Source organism: Terriglobales bacterium, from assembly GCA_035561515.1.
GTDB lineage: Bacteria > Acidobacteriota > Terriglobia > Terriglobales > Acidobacteriaceae > DATMXP01.
The window spans coordinates 84,162-108,431 of the sequence record DATMXP010000037.1 but is presented as its reverse complement, the minus strand read 5'-3'; the positions used below and the strand labels follow the sequence as shown (position 1 = coordinate 108,431).

Below are 24,270 nucleotides of genomic sequence, written 5' to 3'. Positions count from 1 at the left end.
TCTCTTTCAGACTACATGTCGAACTGTTCCTGGTGGAGAGTGGCATCGGACTTCACCAGGATGTTCTGTCCGGTAAGCTCTTCCATTTCCATCAGCCAGCGCCCGTTGTTCGCCTTGAGCGCCTTCGCAACTTCCGGATTCACGCGGAGCAGGATATCGCTTTCGAACTGCTTCGCCATCTTGCGCATCTCGACGTAAATCTCGTTGCAAACTGTCGAAGGCGACTTCACATAACCATTACCGGTGCAGTACGGACATGGTGTTCCGAGCGTGCGTTCCAGCGACTGCTTCACGCGCTTACGGGTAATCGCCACCAGCCCGAAGTCGTTGAACTGCAACACCTTCGATGGTGCGCGGTCAGTCTTCATCTCCTCTTCAAGCGCTTGCATCACCTTCTGGCGGTTCTTGCGCTCGTCCATGTCGATGAAGTCAATCACGATAATGCCGCCAAGATCGCGCAGGCGGATCTGGCGGACGATTTCCTTAATTGCGTCCACGTTCGTCTTGAAGATCGTGTCTTCAAGCCGCGACGTCTTCCCGACATACTTGCCGGTGTTGATGTCGATGGCCACCAGCGCTTCGGTCTGATTGATGACGATGTAGCCGCCACTCTTCAACCACACCTTCGATTTCAGCGCCTTATTGATTTCGGCATCGAGACCGAACTGCTCAAAGAGCGGTGTGTCCTTCGTATACAGCTTTACGCGCCGTACGAGGCTTGGCTGGAACCGAGCCACGAACCGGTTGATGCGCTCGTATTCCTGTTCGGTGTCCGCCCAGATCGCCGTGAAGTCTTCCGTCACCAGGTCGCGCATGGTGCGCTCCACCAGGTTCAGGTCGTGATAAATCAGCGAGGGCGACTTGCTGTTGTCCGCTCGTGTACGGATGTCGTGCCAGAGGCTCTTCAGGAATCGGATATCGTTTCGTAGATCTTCTTCGCTGATTCCGGCAGCCGCCGTCCTTACGATGAAGCCGCCGTGTCCGTTCTCGCGTTCGCTGATGACGATCCGCTTCAAGCGCATGCGCTCTTCATCGGAATTGATTTTCCGCGACACGCCAACGTGGTTCACCGTCGGCATGTACACCAGGAATCGGCCCGGCAGCGCAATGTGACTCGTGATACGGGCACCCTTCTTCCCGATCGGCTCTTTCGCGATCTGGATCAGGACTTCCTGCCCTTCCTTCAGAACTTCCGAAATCAGGACCTGGGGACGTGACTGCTCACGGCGCGGTGCCCCGCGTCCCATACGGCGTCCACGCCGCCCCCGGCCACCACGACGATCAAACTCCGGACGCGCCGGGCGCTGCTGGAATCCTGCCGTTCCGGAAGGTCCACGCAGTTCGGCGTGCGCGTTCTCAGGCTCGCCAATTTCGGCGTAAGCGGCGTTTTCGATCTCGTCGAGTTCTTCGTCCTCATTTTCGCCGTTTGTTTCTTCACCTTGGTATCCGCCGCTGATCTCGTGAATGGCGCCAGTCTCAGCCATGGCTTCAACTAATTCCTTGGCTGCCTGCTCCATCGGTTCCAGAGTTTCTTCTTCCAGCTCCTCGTAATCCTCGGGCTCGTAAAAGGCTTCCGTCGGATGCGGCAGGTCGTCTTCTTCGTCCGCATCGAACTCTTCTTCTTCGAACGCGCCTTCGGGAGCTTCCCGATAACTTGGCTTCGCAGCGGTGTCTTCTTCGTCGGTTTCCGGCGCTTGTTCGACTGGAGAGGCTGCGGCTGAAATCTCTTGCGCCTCTTCCTCGTCGTGCTCTCCCTGAACACCAGAGTCTTCTTCTGTTTCGGTGGCAGCTCCTCCGAAAACGGAAGCGACGTTCATCTGTTCGAAGCGATCTTCCTGTTCCTTATTCGGAGCCGCCTCTTCCTCAGCCGATTCCACTGTTGCGGGATTCACATGCGTCGCTTCAACTTCCTCTTCCTCAACAACCGGGGCGATCATGGAATCCTTGGGAGTTTCTTCAATTTCTTCGTCGTGGGCTGCTGCCTCACGATGCACATCCTCGAACTCCGCAGACCCGACAACAGCGTCGTGATACTCGTGCGGCATCTCCTCCTGCACAGTTTCCGAACTCTCGCCCGACTCAGCGGGGGCTTCGGCTTCCTGATGTTGAAGGTTCCGGTACTTCGAAATGCTTTCTCCCGGAAGCATGATCGGAGCGTACGGACGATCGGGTTCCTCTTCGGTCCGATCGCGCTCGAACCCTCGGCCACGCGGAGCAAATCCTCGCGGTCTACGGTCCCGATCACGCGAAAAGCGCGAGCGTCGGTCAGCGGAGCGCTCGCTCGGGCGTTCTTCTTCCGGTTCCTGCTGTGTACCCTCGGTCGAAGCTGCCGACTCGGTCTGCTGGTCGGGCTTGCGATTAAACTTTGCAATCGACTCACCGGGCAGAATGATCGGCTTATAGGCCGGCTGCTCGGAGCCTTCTTCCGGCCGCGCCACCTCTGCAACCGGCTCCTCTGCCGCTTCCACTTCCTGCTCTTTGGATTCCTCCTCAGCAGGAGCGAACTTCGACTCCGGGAATCCACGATCGCGGCCACCACGCCGACGCCTGCGTCCTCGCCACCTGCGGCCACCGCCGTTTTCCTGGCGTTCTTCGCTTGCGGTGCCGTTGCGTTCGGCTGCACCATTCTCACCCTCATCCGAGAACCCACCCTCGAACACGGACGATGTGTCAAAGGAGTCTCCCCGCTGTTGCGGTTCGCTTGGTTTCAGCTCAAAAGGTTTGGCAATGGGAGCGGTTGGGATCGGCTCGATTGCCTCATCGTCATCTTCCATTTCGAAGAAGTCGGAAACATATAGGAAGGCGTCTCGTTCGAGGCCTATATCCACGAACGCGGACTGCATTCCCGGCAATACGCGGGTTACCCGGCCTTTGTAGATCGACCCGGCTAGTGTGTACTCATTCTCTCGTTCGAAATAGACCTCGGAAATCAGGTCATTTTCCACGAGCGCCACCTTGGTTTGGTGTGGCGTGGAAGAGACAAACAATTCTTTAGACATTCATTCTCCGGCGCCGTCCCCTGGGAGAACGGCTATTACCGGCATGTGGTTCACACCACGGAGTTGTCAGGAAGGACAATCGGCAAGAAAAGAAAGTGCAGGTCAAACACAACAGCCCTTGCGCGGATCAATCCCGCGCCTGGTTGGTGATGACCGCGCCCGTGTAGTCGTTGGTCGGGCGCACTCCTTGGACGAATCTTCGGAATCTTTCGCACCTTACGTCAATCGAGGTCTGTGACCGCTCTCTCAAGCCAAACTCAGAATCACCCCACAGTGCTTCTGGTTTGACCGGGGGGCCGTTACCCGCCTCGGTTGCGTCCCACTTCCCGCCAGGGAAGCTCTTGCTTCAATCCTTCCCGGCAACTTATTGCCGGCTTGTTCCCTCGTCACGTGAGGGTTGCGTAATCTTGATCTTCAACTCCACATCCGTGGAGGTAATTCCTGGGAATACTTAATTCACGAATCGCCGCATGCGGACGTTCATAACGATTCCGAGCGCGAGAAACATGAACAGGATAGACGACCCGCCATAACTCATCAACGGCAGGGGAATCCCGACGACCGGCATAAAGCCGACCACCATGCCGATGTTGACCAGAATATGGAACGCGAATATCGCTACCACACCCATCACCACGAACGCTCCGGCACGGTCTGGTGCCGTCTGAGCGTTCTGGATCAACCGCATCAGCACCATAAAGTATAGCAGTAACACCCCCACCGCACCCACAAAACCGTGTTCTTCCGAGAATGCGGCAAAGATGAAGTCGGTGTGAGTCACAGGCAGGAAAAGACCCTGTGTTTGCGAGCCTTTCGTCGTCCCCTTGCCCCAGATTCCGCCGGATCCAACCGCGATCTGGGATTGAATACTCTGGTACCCCTTATGCTGTGGATCGACGTCAGGATCGATGAAAGTGCGGATCCGGTCCTTCTGATACTGCTTCAGCCCGTAGTGATAAGCAGGCACGGCAACGATGGCAGCCAGTATCAGGATCAAAGCCGCGTGCCGAAACTTCATTCCGCCCAGGAACAAACCCATCACCGCGATCGGCACATAGGTCAGGGCCGTCCCGAGGTCCGGTTGCACCAGCACCAGCATGAACGGCACTCCGACAATCGAACCCGCTTTGATCAGGTCGCGCAGTGTCATGTCTCGGAACTGGTTATCGGCGAAGTACTTTGCCATCGCAAGAATCAGAACTAGCTTGACCCATTCCGAGGGTTGAAAGTGCGTGCTGCCGCCGATGCGGATCCAGCGCCTCGCACCCAAATACTTCTGGCCAAATACGAACACCGCCAGCAGCGCGATGATACTGAGCACGTACATCCATGGCACGTTTTCCAGCAGTGCCTGGTAGTTCACCCGGCTTGCGATGAACATCACCACCAGACCGAAGATGATCCAGTAGATCTGCTTAACGTGAACGCCCACAAATTTCGTATGCAGGGTGGCAGAGTAGATCTCAACCACACCGAGCGAGCATATCGCCAGTACGAAAGTCAGTAGCACCCAATCGAAATCGCGTAATGAAATGTATCTCTGCATTGATTTACGGGGTCATCCCCGGCGCTGCGGTAACTCGCTTTTTCGGCTTTGCATCCGGCGTAACCCGGAAGCGTCCGCTACCCATGGCGTCTTGTTCGTTGTCCAGTCTCTGCGACCACACACCGGCAATCTCAACGTCCTCGGCCTTGAGTTTCGCCGCTGGAGTTGCTGTGGCAGGAGCAGGCGTCGTTGTTGCCGGCGCAACTTGCTTGTCGGCAGCAGGCTTCGGCTGCTTTGGAACGTAGCCCGGAGGCACCGCGTAAGCCACGTTCTGCTGAATCTTGCGTTCCTTTTCCACGAATGCCTTAATGACCTGCGCCGCGGTTCTGGCGGCAAGGTAGCCGTGTTCTCCCTGCTCGATGAGAACGGAGACAACAATATCCGGGTTACGCCTTGGCGCCACGCCCACGAACCAGCCGTTGTCTTTGAACCGCGACCTATCGCCGCTGAGCTTGGCCAGAGCTGCGTTACTGATCGTCTGCGCCGATCCCGTTTTTCCGCCGAAATCGATTCCGTTCAGATGAGCGCTTGGCGCAGTTCCAATCGGGTTCACCACTTCAGTCATGGCGTCGGTGATGAGTTCCCAGTTCTGGGGATCGATCGGCACAGTGGTAGCTTCCGGAACTCTCGCCGCAATCTCCTTGTAATGGCCGCGGACGTTTTCCGGCAGGTTATCGAACGTCACCACGTGCGGACGCACCAGCTTTCCTTCCATCGTGATAGCGCCAATCGCGCGCATCAGTTGGATGGGCGTCGTCGCCACCGCTCCCTGGCCAATGCCAACGGAGATCGTTTCACCCGCATACCACTTCTGCTTGAAGTTGCGGATCTTCCACTCTTCCGATGGCATGACTCCCGAAACTTCTTGCGGGAGATCAACGTTGGTCCGTTGCCCCAGTCCGAGAGCGGTTGACCATTTCGCGATCCGTCCGATGCCCAGACGTTCGGCGAGTGTGTAGAAGTAAACGTCGCACGACTGGTAGATACCCTTTGGCAGGTCCACAACGCCGTGTGTGCGATGCTCTGCGACGACCCAGCATTTGAAATAGCGTCCGTAGAAATTTGCTCCGCCACCGCAGTTCACATGCAGGTTCTGCGTGATACCTTCCTGCGTGCCGGCCGTCGCCATGATGATCTTGAATACCGATCCTGGCGCCAACTGTGCCTGGATGGCTTTATTCATCAGCGGCTTGCCGTCGTCGGTCACCAACTGGTTCCAGTACTGCTTGGTCAAGCGCACCGCGAACTGGTTTGGATCGAAAGTCGGGCGGCTCACCATCGCGAGAATCTCGCCGGTCTTCGGATTCATCGCGACGATCGCACCTTTCTTCCCTTCTAGCGCCTGTTCTGCCGCAATCTGCAGGTCGAGATCGATCGTCAACCGAAGCTGCTTGCCCGGAACCGCGGGCACTTCGTCCATCTTGCCAACCACGCGTCCACGGCTATCCACCACTTCACGCCGCGACCCGTCTTTGCCCATCAGGATGTCGTTATAAAACTGCTCCACGCCAGACTTGCCCACGATATCGCCAGGTTTATAGAACTCGAACGCCGGCATGTTCAGCATGTCTTCGCTGACTTCACCCACATACCCGATCACGTGCGCCATGAATCCGTTCTTCGGATACAAGCGCCGGTGAGCCATGATCGTGTCCAGTTCAGGAATCTCATTGCGATGGGATTCGATGAACGCCAGTTCGTCGGGTGTGATGTCGTCCTTCAGGAACAGCGGTTGGTATTGCGGAGTGTTGCGAAACTTCTGGATACGGTCCCGCACTTCGTCGGGATCCATGTGCAATCCGGCCGCGATCTTGTCTACGTCCGCGGTTAAATCGCGCGTTTGATCGCGTAACAACAGTGCCGAGAAAGACGGATAGTTGTCGACGATTACACGGCCTTCGCGGTCAAGGATTTTGCCGCGCGGCGCAAGGATCGGAACCGTTCGTACCCGGTTCCTCTCTGCAAGACTCACGTAGTAATCGGTGCCGGCTACCTGAAGGCGCCAGAGTCCAAATCCCAATACAAGAAAAACGGCAAGGATGAGGTATTGGACCGCCGTGATCCGGATCGGAGAGACTTTTTCTTCACGGCCAAAAACCATGTTCTCAGGCCAGCTCTGCTTATTGACTTAGATGCGGCCCACCGCGGACCGTCGCGAACCGTTTCGGCTGTGTACAACGCTTTGCGGAGGGGGAATCCTGTCAATCAGTTTAGCAGTTTCTGAGTTCCTGCCATCGCGGCGAAAGCCTTAATCCTTTGGGTACCCAGCCACCTCCCCTTGACGGCGGCTTCCAATCGAACTTACCTTCTTCCCTTGAACCCCAAGGTCACCCATCCCGCGAAGCCCGAGTGGGGCATTGGCGAAATCCTCTCCACCGAAGGAAATGTCGCCACCATTCTTTTCGAGCACGCCGGTCGCAAGACGATCAACTTGTCGTATGTCAAACTCCAGCCTGCCGAGGGGCAGGCCGCCCACAAACTGGGCGGCGAAATCTCCCAGGTTGCCAAGGTCGATGTCAACGCCATCCGCAAGTACTGCGACCAGTGGTACGGCTCTACGGGGGAGTCGACGGCCCTCCACGTCGTCAGCGACCTCCGAAAGTTCGGATACCTGACCAACGGAACTGCTCGGAACCTGCTGCGCTTCGCCCACCAACCCGAAAACACTCAGGCCAAAGAAATTGCGCAGCAGATCACGAAGGCAATCTACGGGCGGATCATCAATATGCAGGAATTGGCGTAGCGCTTACTGCTGCTTGAACTTGTCGAGAATCGCGAAGATCACGATCGCCAGGACGGCATTCGCAACCGCATTGCGCAGTTCGTGACCCCACATCCACTGCCGGTCCATATTTACCAGGCCGCGTGCAATCGCCATGTAAATGGCCTCATGCACCAGGTAGAAGCCTGCTGTCATCAGTAGACGCGACCCGGGATTCTCCACGTCGATCTTCGCACCGAGTGACGACGCCGCGTAGCCGATCACTGACTTGGCAATCCCAAACACTCCCAGCGGCTGGTGTGCCAGGCTGTCCTGCAGTATCCCGATTACAGCTCCTGTAAGGCATCCGGATATCTGGCTCCGCCGCGCCACCGCAAAGAAGATCGTGATAATAAGAGGCAGGTCGAAGGCGCTGAAGAAGTGCAACTTGACCGGAAGGAATGCCTGCAGGATAAGCGCAAGCAAGACCACCAGCACGGTCACAAACGGATTAAACCGGTAAACCTCGATCCGTTCTGTCCTTGGGTTCGCGATCGTCACTAGCGGGGCGTGTCCTTCGGCTCGACTTCCTCAGGCTTGGCAGTCTGCGCCTGTTTAACCGTCTTGGCTTTTTCGGCACCTTGTGCCTGCGCAGGTGCGGGTTTTACAGCCGGATTCAGTTCTGGATTCGGATTGGTACTGGCAGGTTTAGGCTTCGTCGCTCCGGTCGCAGCAGTCGTTCCTGTCACGGCAGTTCCCGGACTGGCGGCATCCGGCTTCGGCGGTGGAGGGGCAACGGTTGGCAAACGCTCCGCAAGTACGTCGATCGCACGTATCGGGTTATCGGTCGCCACGGCCTCCGGCGCCCGGTCTTCTACCTTCGTGATAACCAGCACTTCTTCCAGACGTGTGATCGCAGCCGCGGGCTTCACCTTGATGTTGAGGAAGAAGTCCTGTCCGGGTGCCGCCGCGGCCACGGTTCCCACCAGCATGCCTTTCGGGAACACGCGATCGCCGCCGCTCGTCAGGATGCGATCGCCGACTTCCACCTTTTCATCGGCCATCACGTTCCGCATCACGATGGAACCGTTTGCGTTCGGGCTTCCTTTAACGATTCCTTGCAAGCGCGACTTCTCAAGAATCACGCCGGCACCACTCGTCGGATCATTGATCAGCAACACCAGAGATGTCGATGGGAAAACCCTTAGGATTTTGCCCACCACTCCTTCCGGAGAAACCACCGGCATGTCCGCGGCGAGTCCGTCTTTCGCTCCCTTGTCGATGTAAACGGCACGCGAGAACTCCGAACCGGTGGTGGATATCACCTGTGCCGCGACCGTCTTCGCGATGTATTGCTGCTTAAACCCAAGTAGGAGTTGAAGCCGCCTGGCCTGGTTCGCATCCTCCACCAGGCGTATCTCGCGCATCTTCATCTGCACGATTTCATTGCGGAGGTCCTCGTTCTCCTGCCGGACTCCACGTAGCCACACATAATCGTGCCACTTGGTGGAGAACCAATTTTCCGTGTGAACGATACTCCGCGTCAGGGGCGTAACGATGGATATGGCCCACACCCGAATCAACCGGGTGCTGCCACCTTCCGAGGGACGTTGGACCTGTACTGCCAGTCCGATGATCTGGAGAAGAATTACCACCATCAGCACAATGAGGTTGGCTGTATTACGAACTCGGCTGATGACGTTTTCCATAAAGCAGTAGCCAGTAAACCATTCCCGATAGATCAGTCGAATCTTGATCCAGTAGCCAGCGACTGAAACTGGGTACTGGCTACTGGATACTTCGCTACTCGATCGAGATCTTTCTCAGCAACTTGAAGTCGCTGAGCATCTTGCCCGTTCCAAGAACAACACTTGCGAGCGGATCATCGGCGATCGACACCGGTAGTCCCGTTTCCTCGCGAATACGCTTATCGAGATTCTTCAACAGTGCGCCACCGCCGGTAAGCACGATGCCGCGATCGCTGATGTCGGCGGAAAGCTCTGGAGGCGTACGTTCCAGTGCCACGCGAATGGCATTCATGATGGTCGCGACGCACTCGCTGAGCGCTTCTCGAATCTCACTGTCGTCGATGGTGATGGACTTCGGCACGCCCTCGATGAGGTTGCGGCCTTTGATTTCCATGGTTAGCGGCTTGTCCAGCGGATACGCTGAGCCGATCTCCATCTTGATCTGCTCCGCCGTGCGCTCGCCGATCAGCAGGTTGTACTTACGCTTCAGGTAGTTCATGACGGCTTCGTCCATCTGGTTGCCGGCCATGCGCACCGAGCGCGAATAAACAATGCCGCTCAACGAAATAACGGCGATATCCGTGGTGCCGCCACCGATGTCGACGACCATATTGCCGCTGGGCTCAGTGATCGGCAGTCCTGCACCGATCGCCGCCACCATCGCCTGCTCGACGAGATGAACTTCGCTCGCCTTCGCGCGATACGCGCTGTCCATCACGGCGCGCTTTTCCACCTGCGTAATTTCCGAAGGCACGCCGATCACAATTCGCGGATGCACCAGCATCTTGCGGTTGTGCGCCTTCTGGATGAAGTAATTCAACATCTTTTCCGTCACCTTGAAGTCGGCGATCACACCGTCCTTCATCGGCTTGATGGCGACGATGTTACCAGGCGTGCGGCCCAGCATCTCCTTGGCCTCTTTGCCCACCGCTTCTACTTCGCCTGTGTTCTTGTTGATCGCAACGATGGAAGGTTCATTCACAACGATGCCTTTGCCCTTGGCATACACCAGCGTGTTTGCCGTGCCGAGATCGATGGCTAAATCGCTGGAAAAAACGCTGAAGAGCGACCGCAAGTTGTGGAACCGCGAGCTACCGCCGAATCCGTTCGATGACATACGTGTACTTCTACTCTCTTGCCAGGGTGTTTGATTGGATCAGGACAATCAGCCACTCTGATTCTATTAGATGTATATGGATACCTGTTGGAACCGAAGTCCTAGTACCGCCGTCTGCCTGTCTCTGCCGAGGCTTCAATCCCGCTTTCCTCATCATGCCAGAAAATTCCCCGGCTGCGCGGCACGAGCCCTACTGAATTACTACTTTCTTTTGGACCGTCTTTACGCCGCCATGTGTATTCTGCGCCGTAATCGTGATCAAGTTCTCGCCATTCGGCAGCGGAGGCGTGAAGTACTGGAAGCTACCATCGCCGCCGACCACCGGCACCTCTTGTCCGTTCACCATGACCCGCGCATTGGCTTCGGTCTTTCCCTTAATCTCAATGACATGTCCGTGCTGGACCATTGCACCCAGGTCAAGGGGAATGGAGACACTCTCCGGCCCCTTCCGTATCACCGTAAACCGGTTCTTCTCGCTTTCTATGGACATCCGCCCGTTGATGTCCTGCGACTGCACCATCCAGTAAAACGCGCCCTCACCCAGACCCGCTACTTGCGTATCCGTACCACTCAGGGTTTTGTCGTAAACCGTAGACGAAAAATACGGGTTTCGGGAAATCCTCACCCGGTACTCGATGCTGGAAGTAACCGGCGACCAGGAGAACTGTACGGGAGCCTTGGGATCGCCGAGGAAAATCGGCAACATGTTCCCTGGCGAAATCAACGTTGGAGGCGCGATCTGCTTCTCCTTCGTCATTCGCGGAGATTCTGCCTTGAACGAAACCTGCTCGTACTCGGTCAGTTTCACTGTCTCGTTCCCGCGAGAAACCTGACCTTCGCCTCGCTTCACCAACACTTCGTGCTGGTCTGCTCGCGGATCATTCCGAACCATCGCTGATGAATCTCGCGAGAAGGTCGCCGTCGCACCGGCCACAATCACCTGTGACTTCGAACCCTGCGAATAAGCCCCCGTCGAAAGGTCCACGGTACCTGTCGTCAACTGGACGGCTACATTCGTCTGCGCCTGGTCGTTGGCCGAGTTCTCCTCGATCACGATCAGCGAATCCTGTTTGACGTTGTAATTGGTTCCGTCCGGGAAGACGACCTTCGCCAGGCCCTCCGAACTCGTCTGGATTACGTCGCCCTTCTCGAGCGGTAGCTGGTAATCCGCATTCACCCAGGTATTGTTGCTGGCCTTCTTTACCTTGACCGTACCTTCAATAAGCGTGAAGCTCGCCTGCTGCTGCCCCGTCGCCGGCCCCTTGTCGCCCACATTGGCTAGCTTTCCGCCGGTCATATCCCATAGTTTCTGGGCCACTTTCTTCGTGGGTTCAGGGAAAACCAGATAGCTCGCAAAGCTGATCGCCGCAACCACCAAAAGAATGAGCATCAGCACGCTTCGATACGTGACTGTCGTCCATCCAATCTGGATCTTCGGGCTGTGGTCTTTTGGGGGCACGGACCGTTGTGTTTTGGCTGTTCTAAGGTTCGCCCGTAAGTTAACACATTGAGAGGTACTCGCAATAGGCAGATGGTACTAGTTTTGCACTGTGCGATTACACGTTTGGTACTAAGCCTTCCGAATTCCCGATTTTGACTCAGTTGCCCACTGTTGCCCTGCCAGATACGATAGTGAGTTTGGATTTACCCCCGGAGGAAACTATGGCTACCGATGCCATTCGCAGTACCAGCACTAAAACCTACAAAAACTACATAGACGGCGAGTGGGTCGAGTCGCGTACAGGACAGACCTTCGAAAACCGCAACCCAGCCGATACCCGTGAAATCGTCGGCGTTTTCCAGAAATCCGGTAAAGAAGACGTGGATGCCGCCGTCGACGCCGCGAAGCGCGCGTTCGCCAAGTGGCGTCTCTTTCCCGCTCCGCGCCGTGCCGAGATGCTTTACGAAGCCTCGCGCATTCTGGAAAAGAAGAAAGAAGAGTTCTCTCGCGACATGACTCGCGAGATGGGCAAGGTCATCAAGGAGACTCGCGGCGATACCCAGGAAGCCATCGATACCGGCTACTACTTCGCCGGTGAAGGTCGCCGGATGTTCGGCCACACCACGCCATCCGAACTTCCCAACAAGTTCGCAATGTGCGTGAAGCAGCCCCTGGGAGTCTGCGGCATGATCACGCCGTGGAACTTCCCCATGGCGATCCCTTCCTGGAAGCTCTTCCCTGCCCTTGTGGCCGGGAACACAGCGGTCATTAAGCCCGCACAGGATACGCCGCTCTCAGTATTCAACTTTGTCTCTGCGCTCACCGACGCAGGCGTTCCCAGAGGCGTTGTGAACATCGTCGCCGGAACCGGGTCCCAGGTCGGCACGCCGCTCACCCAGCATCCTGATGTCCGTGCCATCTCCCTGACCGGATCCTCGGAAGTCGGCAAGATTGTCGGTGCCGAGTGCGCGCAGACCTTTAAGCGCTGCTCGCTCGAACTCGGCGGCAAGAACCCGATGATCGTCCTCGACGACGCCAACCTCGATCTCGCTCTCGAAGGTGCGTTGTGGGGCGCGTTCGGCACCACCGGCCAGCGCTGCACCGCCACCAGCCGCATCATCGTGCAGAAAGGCATCTACAAACAGTTCGTGGAAGAACTTGTCCGCCGCGCTAAGAAACTGAAGATCGGCAATGGACTGGATGAGTCAGTAGACATGGGCCCTGCGGTGAACGAAGCGCAACTGAATACCGACCTCAGCTACATCGAGATCGGCAAGAAGGAAGGCGCGAAACTCCTGACCGGCGGCAACCGTCTCTCGGACGGTGCGTACGCGCATGGCTGGTTCCTTGAGCCGACCGTCTTCGGCGATGTCGATCGGAAAATGCGCATTGCCCAGGAAGAGATTTTTGGCCCTGTCGTCTCAATTATTCCCTGCAATGACATGGACGAGGCCATCGCAATCGCTAACGACATCAAGTACGGCCTGTCGTCTGCCATCTACACCAAGGACGTGAACCGTGCCTTCAAAGCCGTTCGCGACCTCGAAGCAGGCATCACCTACGTGAACGCCCCGACGATTGGCGCGGAAGTTCACCTCCCGTTCGGAGGCGTGAAGCAGACCGGCAACGGCCATCGCGAGGGCGGTATCGGCGCACTCGACTTCTTCTGCGAATGGAAGGCCGTTTACGTCGATTACTCCGACAAACTCCAAAAGGCCCAGATCGACCGGCCCGAATAGTTGTAACGTTTTTGTTATAGCCTGGCAGCCACTGCCAGGCTTTTTTGCGTTTGCGCTCTTTTCTTCCCGCCGCTACTTCCCGTCAGGTTCCATACCTGTCGCATATCACGCGGCTGTAGTCTTTCCATCACTGCCGTGAATCCGGCTGCGAGCTAGCGTTTACGTCAAACGAAGGTGTCCGAAGACAACTACAGACACGTAAATCCATGGCTCGTCACCTGGTCGGTCATGCTGGCGACGTTCATGGAAGTTCTCGACACCACCGTCGTCAACGTATCCATCCCTCACATTTCCGGAAACCTCTCCGCGTCCGTTGACGAGGGCACGTGGGTGGTCACCTCTTACCTTGTTTCCAATGCCATCATCCTGCCGATGTCGGGATGGCTGGCAAGTTTCTTCGGCCGTCGTCGCATGCTCCTTTTCTGCGTCGCCGGATTCTCTATCACCTCGCTGCTGTGCGGGCTCGCCACCAGCCTCGAGTCGCTCATCTTCTTCCGTATCCTCCAGGGTGTTACCGGAGGCGGCATGGTCCCCTTGGCCCAAGCCACCATGCTCGAGAGCTTCCCACCCGAAAAGCACGGTCACGCGATGGCGGCATATTCCATCGGCATCCTTCTCGCACCTATCATTGGACCAACTCTCGGAGGATGGATCACCGACTCCTATAGCTGGCGCTGGATCTTCTTCATCAATGTCCCCGTCGGAGTTCTATCCCTCGTCATGATGGGAACCTTCGTCTGGGATCCTCCCTACCTCAAGCGCCCAAAGGGCAAGATCGACGTACCCGGAATCATTTTTCTAGCCCTCGGTTTCGGATGCCTTCAGATTGTCCTCGACACTGGCCAGAAGAATGACTGGTTTGCCTCCCACTCCATCCAGATTTACGCCACGATATGCGTGATCGGTTTGGTTGGCATGGTCATCCGTGAACTCACGGCGGCTCATCCGATCGTCGATCTGCGCGCCCTGAAAGACCGCACCTTCGCGACGGGTGTCACCCTCATGACCGTTGTGGCTTTCGTCCTTTACGGAAGCCTCGTACTCCTGCCCATCTACTTGCAGACACTCCTGAACTATCCCGCCCTGCAGTCCGGGCTTGCCCTGTCGCCTCGCGGCATCGGCGCGCTCCTGTTCACTCCGCTCGTTGGTGTTCTCACCGGAAAGTGGGATCCCCGCAAGATCCTTGGGTTTGGCCTCGCAATGAGTGGCTTCACCACCTGGCAGCTCTCGCAGCTAAACCTCTATGCGGGCTATTGGGACATCTTCTGGCCCCAGGTCCTTCAGGGTGTAGGCATGAGCTGCACCTTCGTCCCGCTCGCCGCGTCCGCCATCTCGCACATTCCCAAGGACCGGATGGGAAACGCCACCGCGATCTTCAACCTGATGCGCAACATCGGCGGCAGCTTTGGCGTGGCTCTGATGATGACCTTTGTGTCCCGCCGCACGCAGTTACATCAAAGCCGGTTGGTAGAAAAGCTTCCTGCTTGGGACGTTGAAACGCAAACCATGCTCGAGCAGATGAAACTCTGGTTCATGTCGCGCGGTTCGGACGCCTACACTGCTTCGCGACAGGCACTCGGGGCCCTCTACGGCTTGGTCCAACGGCAGGCCACGATGCTCTCGTTCGTGGAAGCCTTCTGGATCATGGCGATGATCTCCTTCGCTGTTGTCCCGCTCGTTTTGTTGCTGCATAACCCGCGAAAGCGCTCAAGATTGCTGCAATCACTCGGGCGGTCGCCTCATACCAAGCCGGTCTCGAAAGAAGCGCCGGAACCGGAACTCGTGCACATGTAAAAAGAGGCAGACAATCGTCTGCCTCTCTCACAACTGAGTTGTCGTTGCTTATTGACCGGGATTGCTGGCCGTGCTCAGGTCCGTCTTCGCCTGCGACTTTGCCTTCTTCATTTCTGCCTTGGCATCCGCTTCGGGCTTCAGTTCGTGAATTGCTTTGCCGAGTTCTAACGAGGAGCTTCCGGTTGTTTTCGCCTTGAGGTCAGCAAACGGGATCCCCAGGTTATTCGAAACGTGGATCGCCGCAACGCACTGTCCTAGATTCCTGTAACCCGAGCACGCCTGCTGTGCCGTGGTACCGGACGGAAGCAGCTTCTCGAGATTGGAACTCAGCTTGGTGTCTTTGCTGAGAATCGTGTCCGGGGACTGCTTGCCTACATTGGTGTTCTGATGTTCGCCAGCTTGCTGCATGTCAGGCCGATTTCCATGGGTAGTCGACCCCGGCATACCCATCCCGCCGTGGTCCATCCCGCTCTGACCCATGCCACTCTGGCCCATGCCACTTTGGCCCATGCCTCCGGCATTGCCGCTTCCCATCGATCCCGACGGACGGCCGCCGCCTCGACCCTGACCGAATGCAACCATGCTCGCAGCCAACACGAAACACAAGACTTTCAACTTCATACTTCCTCCAGATTGTGGATATGTCCCCGAAGTGGCTGAATGGTTGAACCCCAGTTTGGATGCTTCTACTCGGCTTTGGAGGTGACCGAAGTAGTATTTTTATGGACGCCGGGGCCCTGAACCCTTACTCGTGCCAGGCGTTTACGCCAGCCAGGTGAACCTCAACCCTGTTTCCTTGCGAAGGCGCCTTAGTTCTTCCTCGGTTGCACAGCCGAGAACACAGTCCTGGCCTTTCAAATCCATGTACGTGAAGCGGCGCATGCCACCCTGCGCTTCCAGGAGTGCACAGAAATGGGACAAAATCGCCGGATCAATCCAATCCCGATCCACTCGTGCTCCCCAATGGATCGTCTCGCCATTTAAGTCAAACTCCACCCAGGCATCGCCGTTTTCGATGTCCACCCTGTCACGAATGTTCTCGATCGCCAATTCCCCCTGGGCGAGATTTTTCATCCGCTTGGCTATAAACGCATAGTCACCCGGCGACTCGATGCATTCCGTATCCAGGTGCCAGACGTTATCAGATAACGGTCGGCCGTCCTTCCACTCGCCACCCATCGTGATCACCAGCCCGGCATATTTGCTCAACTCGAACTTTTCGCGAGGAAAGAACTCCAGCAAATTATCAACCCCGAATTCGGGACTCAGACGGATGCCACACTCCGCCAAAGTTGCGAGTTGATCTTCGATAGTGATTCGTTGACGGGGAAAAAGCCGGTCCAGAAGGGACATATGTTCTTCATTATCAGGGATGGAAGAAGCTCAATGCTGGAAAAAGGAGAACGCCAAAGGCGCCGGTCGGAAGACTGGGTTTGCGCCCACGGCTACCACACCTTGAGCGCAAACCACTGAACCTGGATGGAGACCTGCCAGCCTGCTGCTTATGCTGTCGCTGCAGTCGCCCGCTTCTGCTGGAAGCATTCACGGCAAAACACTGGACGCCCCTGCGTGGGCTTAAAGGGAACCGTGGTTTCCTTGCCGCACTGGGAACAACTCGTCCTGGTTTCAACCTTTGGATACGAGCCGGGCGTCGAGATACCCAATGCTGAAGCTCGTTTCGCTTTGCACGCCTTGCAGCGTTTTGGCTCGTTCTTGAACTGCTTATCGTGGAAGAAAAGCTGTTCCCCCGCTGTGAATACGAAGTCGGACCCGCAGTCTACGCACTTTAAAACCTTGTCCTGGAATTCCATATGCTCCCTTCAACCCCGCGCCCCTCGCGGCACGTCATCCGGGCATACGACTACACCCCGCCTTATGCACCAAGATCCGGTACCGCCGAGGTTAAGGTTCCCTGTTTTCGACCCTGGGCGGAAGCCCTGACTCGAATAAAGCCGTATAAATGCAAACTGCAGACTGCTGATGAATTCGTATTAACTATGCCGCAAAGCCGCGGCCAGAAATAGTGAAGGGGCCGCTTTGGGGGAGATTGAATAGCGGCCCCGATTTGTTGATAACTCTTGCCTAGTCGCTTTGCTCCTTACGCGCTTTCTTGCGGCTGCGCTTGCGTGCGACGGCTTCCTTAACGCGTTTCTTTTCGCCCGGCTTCAGGTAGAAGGAGTGTCTCTTGACTTCCTTAATGATGTCTTCCTGCTGAACCTTGCGCTTGAAGCGCCGAAGAGCGTTCTCTAACGATTCGCCCTCCTGGACCCGTACTTCTGCCAAACTGAAACACCACCTAACTAGCCCACGTCGGGCACCTCATCTATCTTTTGCGGGAACTGCCCACAAGTCAAGCAGTTTCAGTAATATTCTCACTTTGATACGACCTTAATCCTCAGTAGTAAAATCGGACCGCGAATTGTACCTGCCGAGGCGCATAGGCGTTCTTCGGCACCAGGAATCCATCTAGCTTCCGATACTGCGCCGGAAAATGCTTCGCGTTCACCACTGTGTCTTCCGGAACAAAGCTCGCGGCCGAATTGTCGAATCCGTCATCGCTGAGTTCCACTCGCTTGTTGTCGCGGTTGAACATGTTGAAGAATTCAGCTAGAAGTTCGACCTTCGCCCGCTCGGAAAATCGGAAGGTCCTAGAAACACGAAAATCCGACGTCATGTAATCCGGCCCCAGGAACGAGTTCCTTGAATACCCCGGCAACCGATCATTGCTCGTATTGCCGTCGCGATTCGCATCTCCCACGATTCGCGCATTCACTGGCCGCCCACTTCCATACGTGAACATGTTCGACAACTTCCAGTTATTCACGAACACCTTGAAGCGGTTCCCCTTCGACACGCGCGGCTGCCATGTCCACGCGCCCACCCAGCGCTGTCTTTGGTCCACACTGCTCCATCCCCGCTCCGATTTTGTCGCGTAGGAGTTCTGCACGACCGCGGGACGGCCTGCTGCCAACGCGTCCTGTCCATCGTCGATGGCCTGTCCCCATGTGTACGCCACCCGGAAGAACAGGCCCTTACTCATCCGTCGTTTCACCGAAATCGTCGCGCCGTGATAAATACTCGTCGCGGCACTCTCGAAAACATTGATGGCTCCCAGTTGCGACACGGGTCGCTGCAATCGTCCTGCACAGGGCGGGAACGTACATGTGGATGTCTTTGCAAACTCCCACGTCGTGAACGAATCCACATCGTAGTAGGCGCCGAGAAACTCGGTGCCGTCCTCATCGAACACCGGATAGCTCACCCGCACCGGCGCCGGCAGGTTCACGTCTCTCGCGCGAATCAGGTGTTCGCCATGCGTATACAGGTACGATCCGCTGACGTACACCTTGTCCACCACTTCGCGCTCCATGCTGATCGTCGCCTGCTGCACGAAGGGAGTCTGGAATCCATTGCCGAACGCCGACACCTCGCTCGTCATGTTGCCGGCGATACTCTCCGGAGGCGCGCACGTCTTCACGCCCAACGGACACTCGGCAATCGGATTCGGATAAACCGGAAATACTTGCCGGTCGTAGAAGTCCGCATTGTCGAGGAACAGATGAGTCCGGCTCAGCCCGTTCTGCGTCTCCACAGAAGATGTATAGATCGACGGGATTCGCGTATAAAACACTCCCCAGCCGCCACGGAACATAAGCGGACGGTCATCACCAAGCGCGTACGCAAATCCAATTCTCGGAGCGATGTTGTTGCCGTCGCTCGGCACCCTGCCTGCACCCGGCCACAGCGGACTCTGCTTCAACCTGTCCGATCGGAACCTCTGCCGGTCGTAGCGCACGCCAAACGTAATTCCCACCGGCCCAATCCGCATCGAGTCCTGCGCAAACAATGCATATTCGTTGGTGTCCGGATGCGATTCCGAATCCCCGAAGTTTTGCATGTAATACCGCGGCACCATGTGCGCATACGCACGCAACGGACTTAGGTGCAATCCATACGTCTCCGGCGCAAACGTGAACGGGTTCACGCGGATCGTGTCGAATATGTATCCCCCGCCGAATTGGAGAGGAAAGTAGTTGTAGATCTTCGTCCGGACGAAGTCCCCTCCAAACTTCCAGGAGTGGTTCCGCCCATCCACGCTGATCGAATCCGCCAGGTGCAGTTTCGACTCATGTGTATTACGCGGCAGGATCAGCGACCGGCCAAAACCCTCGATCACGCCATCAATCTGTGTCCGCGCAAAACTCGCGTTCGGCGTGGACGCCTGCCAGTCGCGTGAGTACTGAAATCGCAAGCTGTTCGTGATGGCTCGCGTAATGCCGCTGGTCAACGATGCAACTGCGCTGACCGTGCTCACGTCTTCCTCGCCGTTCTCCGTAATCGCGTAGTTCGTGACCGGGCTCGCTGGATCGAAGAACACGTTGTTGTCACCGTAATAACGCGACGTACTCACGCGGGCAGAGAGCAAATTCGTCGGCGACAGCACCAGATCCAACTTCCCAAAGCCGGCATTCCCAATCAACCTCGACTCGAAGTTTCCCGCCATCTTGTTCAGCGCATCCGAAGCGAGAAACACCAGGTCGCGATCACTGACTTCATAGTCCCCGACGCCGGGAACCACGCTCGCCGTTCCCGTACCGAACCGCACTACGCTCGGAACCTTGAATATGTGCTGGTCTAATCCTGCAAAGAAGAAGGCCCGGTTCTTTCGGATCGGCCCGCCGACGGTGACGCCGAACTGGTGCTGTTGATCTTCGGGTTTGAAATCCAGAAACGCAGGCTTCGCGCCGAACGTGCTATCGCGCAGGAAATAGAAGAGCTTTCCGTGCAGTTCGTTCGAACCCGATTTCGTCACCACGTTCACCACGGCTGCGCCCGCACGTCCCAGTTCCGCCCCGTAGTTGTTCGTGTTCACCCGAAATTCCTGCACCACCTCGTTGGAAAATTGATACGGTGCCCGATACCTTCCTCGCGCCTGCGCAAAGAAAGAATTGTTGTTGTCTGCTCCATCCACGAGGTAGCTCGACTGAAATCCTCGTATGCCTCCCGACGACAAATCTCCGTTCGAAGCCGATGTCATCCCCCGAGGATCGGCCACCACTCCCGGCACCAGTAGCGCCAAATCACTAAACCGTCGTCCATTCAGCGGAAGTTCGGCAATGCTCTTCTGGTCCACCACTTCGGCGTTCTCACCCGAACGCGTCTTCACCTCCGGAGCCGTATCGGAGACCGTCACCGCTTCATGCGTCCCCGCCACTCGCATCGTCAGTTGCAGGTCTGTTTCAGCTCCCAACTCCACCACGACGGAGCTCACCTCCACCGGCGCCATCCCCTGTGACTCGATCCGTACCCTATAACTTCCCGGTACCAGCACCGACGCCCGGCACCTTCCATCCTCATCTGTTTCCACCGCCCTTCGCAGTCCGGTCTCTTCATGGATCACCAGCACGTTCGCCTTCGCAATCCGCGCGCCCGACGCGTCCTGCACCTCCACGCGCAAGCTTCCTGTCGAAACATCCTGCGAGAACAACCGTTCCGGCATCAGCAATACCAGAACCATCACCGCGAACCACACCGCAAACAGCACACGCCGAAGCATTTAGCACTCCATAAATATTGGTGTGCCGTACTGATACAACGATCCGGCGAAACCGTCAGTTACGTAGGTCTCAAAACCCGCACTGAATCCAACTTTTCAGTTCCCGCCTCGGGACGCCTTGCACGCGTACCGCCATTCGCTCCATCGCCGGTTGGGCGCTCACACGCTGCCGTGATATGTTCAAAGGTTCAGGAAGGCTATCGTGATCAGACCGTACAAGGGCGTGCTGCCGCGCATCGGCCAGGGCTGCTATATCGACGAGTCCGCGCAGGTCATCGGTGACGTCGAACTCGGCGACAACGCCAGCATCTGGATGTGCGCCGTCGTCCGTGGCGACGTGCACTCGATCCGCATCGGTGCCAACTCCAACATCCAGGACTGCAGCGTCCTTCACGGCATGCTTGGCAAGTGGCCGGTCATCCTCGGCGATTGGGTCACCGTTGGCCACTCCGTCACGCTTCACGGATGCGTGATCGAAGATCGCTGCCTCATCGGGATGGGAGCGGTAATCCTGAACGGTGCGCGCGTAGGCTCCGATTGCATCGTCGCCGCCGGAACGCTAATCCCCGAGGGTGTCGTCATCGAACCCGGTTCGCTCGTAATGGGATCTCCGGGCAAGGTCCGCCGCAAGTTGAGCGATGAAGAAAAAGCGTCGATCCTCACATACGGCAGGAACTATTTGGGGTATCGGGACCAATATTTAAGGGAAACACGAAACAATGGTCTCTAGAAACAAATAAGGAATTCTGAACCACCAATGTTTAGGAATCAGGCGTGGGAGATCCACAATTAGCACCAGAACAAGTCGGCTTGGTCTCGCAGCTTGTGGCTGAGTACATCACGGATCAACAACAGCAGTATCGGAATAGAGCGACTCCTCTGACACAAGAGCAGATGAAGGTCGTGAGCAATTTTTTTCGCGAAGACGTGTTGTCCGCGAGAGTACTCGTGCTTCAGAACGAACGTGTGCGGAATCCGGAGTTCTACCCAATGCTACGGCACTTAGGATTCTCAAATTTGCCAGATCAAACGCGAATGACGGCGATCACATTCTCTGACGTCATCGTTTCCCACGAATCCTTTACGAAAAGTCTGCTCTTCCATGAACTCGTTCACGTAGAACAGTATCGCCAACTTGGTATCCCGCGCTTCGCAGAACTTTATGTGCGAGGGTTCCTTGATGGCGGAGGCTACGACGGCATTCCTCTGGAAGTGAACGCGTATAGTCTAGGAGCGAGGTTCGAAGCTAATCCCCAACAGGGATTTTCCGTAACTGATGAGGTGAGCGCTTGGATACGCGACGGCAGACTCTGATTCTCGCACCGCTCTTGTCTGTTCGTTTTATCCACCACGGCTGAAAGCCGTATGCTTACGAAGATGATCAAAGCAATCCGAGGAACCCGCGACCTTCTCCCGCCGGAAACGGCACTGTGGAACTTTGTCGAAGCCGCCTGCCGTGACGTCTTCCGCGACTACAACTTCCAGGAAATTCGCACGCCGATCTTCGAATCGACCGAACTGTTTGCGCGTGGCGTCGGGGAAGAAACCGACATCGTCTCAAAGGAGATGTTCACTTGGGAGGACCGCGGTCGCGCTGAGAGCGACAAGAACCAATCGCTCACCCTTCGCCCCGAAAACACTGCCGGAGTCGTGCGTGCGTACATCGAGCACCAGATGGCAAAGTCCGGCGAGTTAAAGAAGCTCTACTACATCGGACCGCAGTTCCGCCGCGAACGCCCGCAAAAGGGCCGCTATCGCCAGTTCTACCAGATCGGCGCCGAAGTCATCGGGCCTACTTCCGCCGGAAGCGAGTCGCCTGCGCGCGATGCTGAAGTCCTCGAAATGCTCGCGACCTTGCTCGACCGCGTCGGCATCCAAAACTGGACGCTACAACTAAACTCCGTCGGTTGCGCCAACGACCGCCCCATTTACCTGCAAGCTCTTCGCGACGCCCTCAAGCCCGTCGTCGGACAGATGTGTTACGACTGCCAGCGTCGCGCGGAAACCAATCCGCTCCGTGTGCTCGACTGCAAAGTCCCTGAAGATCAGCCGATCATCGAAAAACTTCCGCGGATTGGCGACTACCTCGACGAAGGCTGCCGCACTCATTTCGCTGAAGTTCGCGCCATCCTCGATTCCGTCGAAGTCCCGTACGTAATCAACGACCGCCTGGTCCGCGGACTCGACTACTACACCCGCACCGCTTTCGAATTCACACACGGTGCGCTCGGTGCGCAGAACGCCATCCTCGGCGGCGGACGCTACGACGGTCTCTCCGAGGCCATCGGTGGACCGAAAGCTCCGGGCATCGGGTTCGCCATCGGCGAAGACCGTCTCGTGCTCTCGCTGCAACAGCAGCAGCAAGGGGATGCGCTCGTCCGCCGTCCCGACGCCTACATCGCTCCGATGGGCGCGGGCATGAATAAGGAAGCGGCTCGACTCGCGCGTGAACTGCGCCGCCACGATCTCGTAATCGAACTTGGTGATGAAACCTTCCGCCTGAAGAAATCGCTGGAGACAGCCAGCAAACTCGGCGCTCGCTTCGCCATTATCGTCGGCGAAAACGAAGCGACCAGCGGACAATTCGCGCTGAAGGACCTCAGCAAGGGCGAACAGGTTTCCGTAGCGCGAGCAGACCTGGCCAAGACGCTGCAATCCGCACGTTAGGCGAATACGAGTAGCAAACACGTGTCATAGACCGGGTTGCGCGGCAGGCATATCATGCTCGCGAATCGACATGATCTTCCTCCCCAAACGCTTGCTCTGCCTCGTTGACCTGAGCCAGGTTTCGCCATCTGTGCTGAGCTGGGCTCGCCTGTTCGCCAGCAGCTATCGAACTCAAATTGAAGTTTTCCATGCGCTCTGGGCGCCCAAGATGGCTGATGGCGCCGACATCTCCCTCGACGTTCTCGGCACTGAAGTCGAGGGCCAGGTGAATTCTCTTTGCGACGACGCCTTTGGCACGCAATTGAAATATGTCTCCACCGTCGTCCAGGGCCACCCCGTCAAAACCATCCTGCAACACGTCGAGGAGCGCCCACCCGACCTCATCGTTCTCGGCAGCCATGGGTACGACGGCTATGGTGAAGTACTGCTCGGATCCGTGGCGGAAAATGTCGTTCGTACCGCTCCGTGTCCTGTCGTCGTTGTCAAAGGCTCGCCCCTGCCGGCAAACGCAAGTTCAATCCCAAAGATCGTCTGTGCCGTCGATCTGGGTGACTTCTCACAGCGCTGTCTCCTCGCTGCCGCGGACATTGCACTCATGCTCGACGCCGACCTCCATGTTGTCTTCGTCGCACCTTCTTATGCGCCAATAAGAGAGGCCCACTCCGCTCTGGAAGCCTGGATCCCGGATTCTGTCTGGTCATCCGGAAAAGTGCATGACATCGTGCTTCAGGGTGATCCCGGAGAAATGCTCGTTGGTTACGCACGCGAAAACCAGGCCGATCTTGTCATCATTGCTGCCGAGCACCGTGCTTTCCTCGAGTACACCACCCTCGGCCGCACCACGGAGCGCGTCGTCCGCTTTTCTCCGTCATCGGTACTGGTTATCCCCAAAATCACCAGCAAGCCTGAAGCGGTCGTCATCGAGCCTGCAAACGCGTAATGCCGCGGAAAAGAAAAAGGG

18 protein-coding genes are annotated in these 24,270 nt (G+C 56.9%); 7 read left to right on the top strand and 11 right to left on the bottom strand.

Annotation, left to right across the window (positions count from 1 at the left end):
• Window positions 1-11: 11 nt before the first annotated feature.
• The 3 genes from VN577_16570 to mrdA form a co-directional block, all read right to left on the bottom strand.
• On the bottom strand, window positions 12-2,999 hold the full coding sequence (locus VN577_16570; GenBank protein ID HWR16439.1) for an Rne/Rng family ribonuclease: 2,988 nt from the start codon (window positions 2,997-2,999) through the stop codon (window positions 12-14).
• 451 nt (window positions 3,000-3,450) lie between these two features.
• Window positions 3,451-4,545, bottom strand: a complete 1,095-nt coding sequence (gene rodA / locus VN577_16565) for a rod shape-determining protein RodA (protein HWR16438.1) — start codon at window positions 4,543-4,545, stop codon at window positions 3,451-3,453.
• A 4-nt stretch (window positions 4,546-4,549) separates the two neighbouring features.
• On the bottom strand, window positions 4,550-6,646 hold the full coding sequence (gene mrdA / locus VN577_16560; protein HWR16437.1) for a penicillin-binding protein 2: 2,097 nt from the start codon (window positions 6,644-6,646) through the stop codon (window positions 4,550-4,552).
• A 213-nt stretch (window positions 6,647-6,859) separates the two neighbouring features.
• On the opposite strand from mrdA, the gene VN577_16555 reads away from it, so the two are divergent.
• Complete coding sequence (locus VN577_16555; GenBank protein ID HWR16436.1) at window positions 6,860-7,288, top strand: DUF3553 domain-containing protein; 429 nt, start codon at window positions 6,860-6,862, stop codon at window positions 7,286-7,288.
• A gap of 3 nt (window positions 7,289-7,291) precedes the next feature.
• Here the strand turns inward: VN577_16555 and mreD are convergent, their stop codons facing one another.
• The 4 genes from mreD to VN577_16535 all read right to left on the bottom strand — a co-directional run bounded on the left by mreD (window position 7,292) and on the right by VN577_16535 (window position 11,570).
• Window positions 7,292-7,807, bottom strand: a complete 516-nt coding sequence (gene mreD, locus VN577_16550) for a rod shape-determining protein MreD (protein ID HWR16435.1) — start codon at window positions 7,805-7,807, stop codon at window positions 7,292-7,294.
• Window positions 7,807-8,955: a rod shape-determining protein MreC gene (gene mreC, locus VN577_16545; GenBank protein ID HWR16434.1), complete on the bottom strand. Its 1,149-nt coding sequence runs from the start codon at window positions 8,953-8,955 to the stop codon at window positions 7,807-7,809. Before mreC ends, mreD begins: the two co-directional genes overlap by 1 nt.
• A gap of 94 nt (window positions 8,956-9,049) precedes the next feature.
• Complete coding sequence (locus VN577_16540; GenBank protein ID HWR16433.1) at window positions 9,050-10,111, bottom strand: rod shape-determining protein; 1,062 nt, start codon at window positions 10,109-10,111, stop codon at window positions 9,050-9,052.
• Between the two features lie 190 nt (window positions 10,112-10,301).
• Entirely contained in the window at window positions 10,302-11,570 is a 1,269-nt protein-coding gene (locus tag VN577_16535) for a hypothetical protein (GenBank protein ID HWR16432.1), read from the bottom strand.
• A gap of 203 nt (window positions 11,571-11,773) precedes the next feature.
• Between VN577_16535 and VN577_16530 the strand changes: the two genes are divergently transcribed.
• Together VN577_16530 and VN577_16525 are read left to right on the top strand one after the other, a co-directional pair.
• Window positions 11,774-13,291, top strand: coding sequence for an aldehyde dehydrogenase family protein (locus VN577_16530; GenBank protein HWR16431.1), 1,518 nt, complete (start codon window positions 11,774-11,776; stop codon window positions 13,289-13,291).
• Window positions 13,292-13,465: 174 nt separating this feature from the next.
• The gene (locus VN577_16525; GenBank protein ID HWR16430.1) at window positions 13,466-15,085 is read left to right on the top strand and encodes a DHA2 family efflux MFS transporter permease subunit; all 1,620 of its coding nucleotides are present in this window, start codon (window positions 13,466-13,468) and stop codon (window positions 15,083-15,085) included.
• 48 nt (window positions 15,086-15,133) lie between these two features.
• On the opposite strand, the gene VN577_16520 is transcribed toward VN577_16525, so the two are convergent.
• The 4 genes from VN577_16520 to VN577_16505 form a co-directional block, all read right to left on the bottom strand.
• Window positions 15,134-15,706: a hypothetical protein gene (locus VN577_16520; GenBank protein HWR16429.1), complete on the bottom strand. Its 573-nt coding sequence runs from the start codon at window positions 15,704-15,706 to the stop codon at window positions 15,134-15,136.
• Window positions 15,707-15,847: 141 nt separating this feature from the next.
• A complete protein-coding gene (locus tag VN577_16515) occupies window positions 15,848-16,438 on the bottom strand; it encodes a hypothetical protein (GenBank protein HWR16428.1) in 591 nt (196 codons plus the stop codon).
• A gap of 729 nt (window positions 16,439-17,167) precedes the next feature.
• The gene (rpsU, locus tag VN577_16510; GenBank protein HWR16427.1) at window positions 17,168-17,368 is read right to left on the bottom strand and encodes a 30S ribosomal protein S21; all 201 of its coding nucleotides are present in this window, start codon (window positions 17,366-17,368) and stop codon (window positions 17,168-17,170) included.
• Between the two features lie 112 nt (window positions 17,369-17,480).
• Complete coding sequence (locus tag VN577_16505) at window positions 17,481-20,642, bottom strand: TonB-dependent receptor (GenBank protein ID HWR16426.1); 3,162 nt, start codon at window positions 20,640-20,642, stop codon at window positions 17,481-17,483.
• Between the two features lie 202 nt (window positions 20,643-20,844).
• Here VN577_16505 and VN577_16500 point away from each other — a divergent pair, with 202 nt between their 5' ends.
• The 4 genes from VN577_16500 (at window position 20,845) to VN577_16485 (ending at window position 24,249) form a co-directional block, all read left to right on the top strand.
• On the top strand, window positions 20,845-21,372 hold the full coding sequence (locus VN577_16500; GenBank protein HWR16425.1) for a gamma carbonic anhydrase family protein: 528 nt from the start codon (window positions 20,845-20,847) through the stop codon (window positions 21,370-21,372).
• A 305-nt stretch (window positions 21,373-21,677) separates the two neighbouring features.
• Window positions 21,678-21,956, top strand: coding sequence for a hypothetical protein (locus tag VN577_16495; protein HWR16424.1), 279 nt, complete (start codon window positions 21,678-21,680; stop codon window positions 21,954-21,956).
• 51 nt (window positions 21,957-22,007) lie between these two features.
• On the top strand, window positions 22,008-23,309 hold the full coding sequence (hisS, locus tag VN577_16490) for a histidine--tRNA ligase (protein ID HWR16423.1): 1,302 nt from the start codon (window positions 22,008-22,010) through the stop codon (window positions 23,307-23,309).
• A gap of 70 nt (window positions 23,310-23,379) precedes the next feature.
• Window positions 23,380-24,249 (top strand): universal stress protein, encoded by an 870-nt coding sequence (locus VN577_16485; protein HWR16422.1) that lies wholly within the window; start codon window positions 23,380-23,382, stop codon window positions 24,247-24,249.
• The last annotated feature ends 21 nt before the right edge of the window (window positions 24,250-24,270 follow it).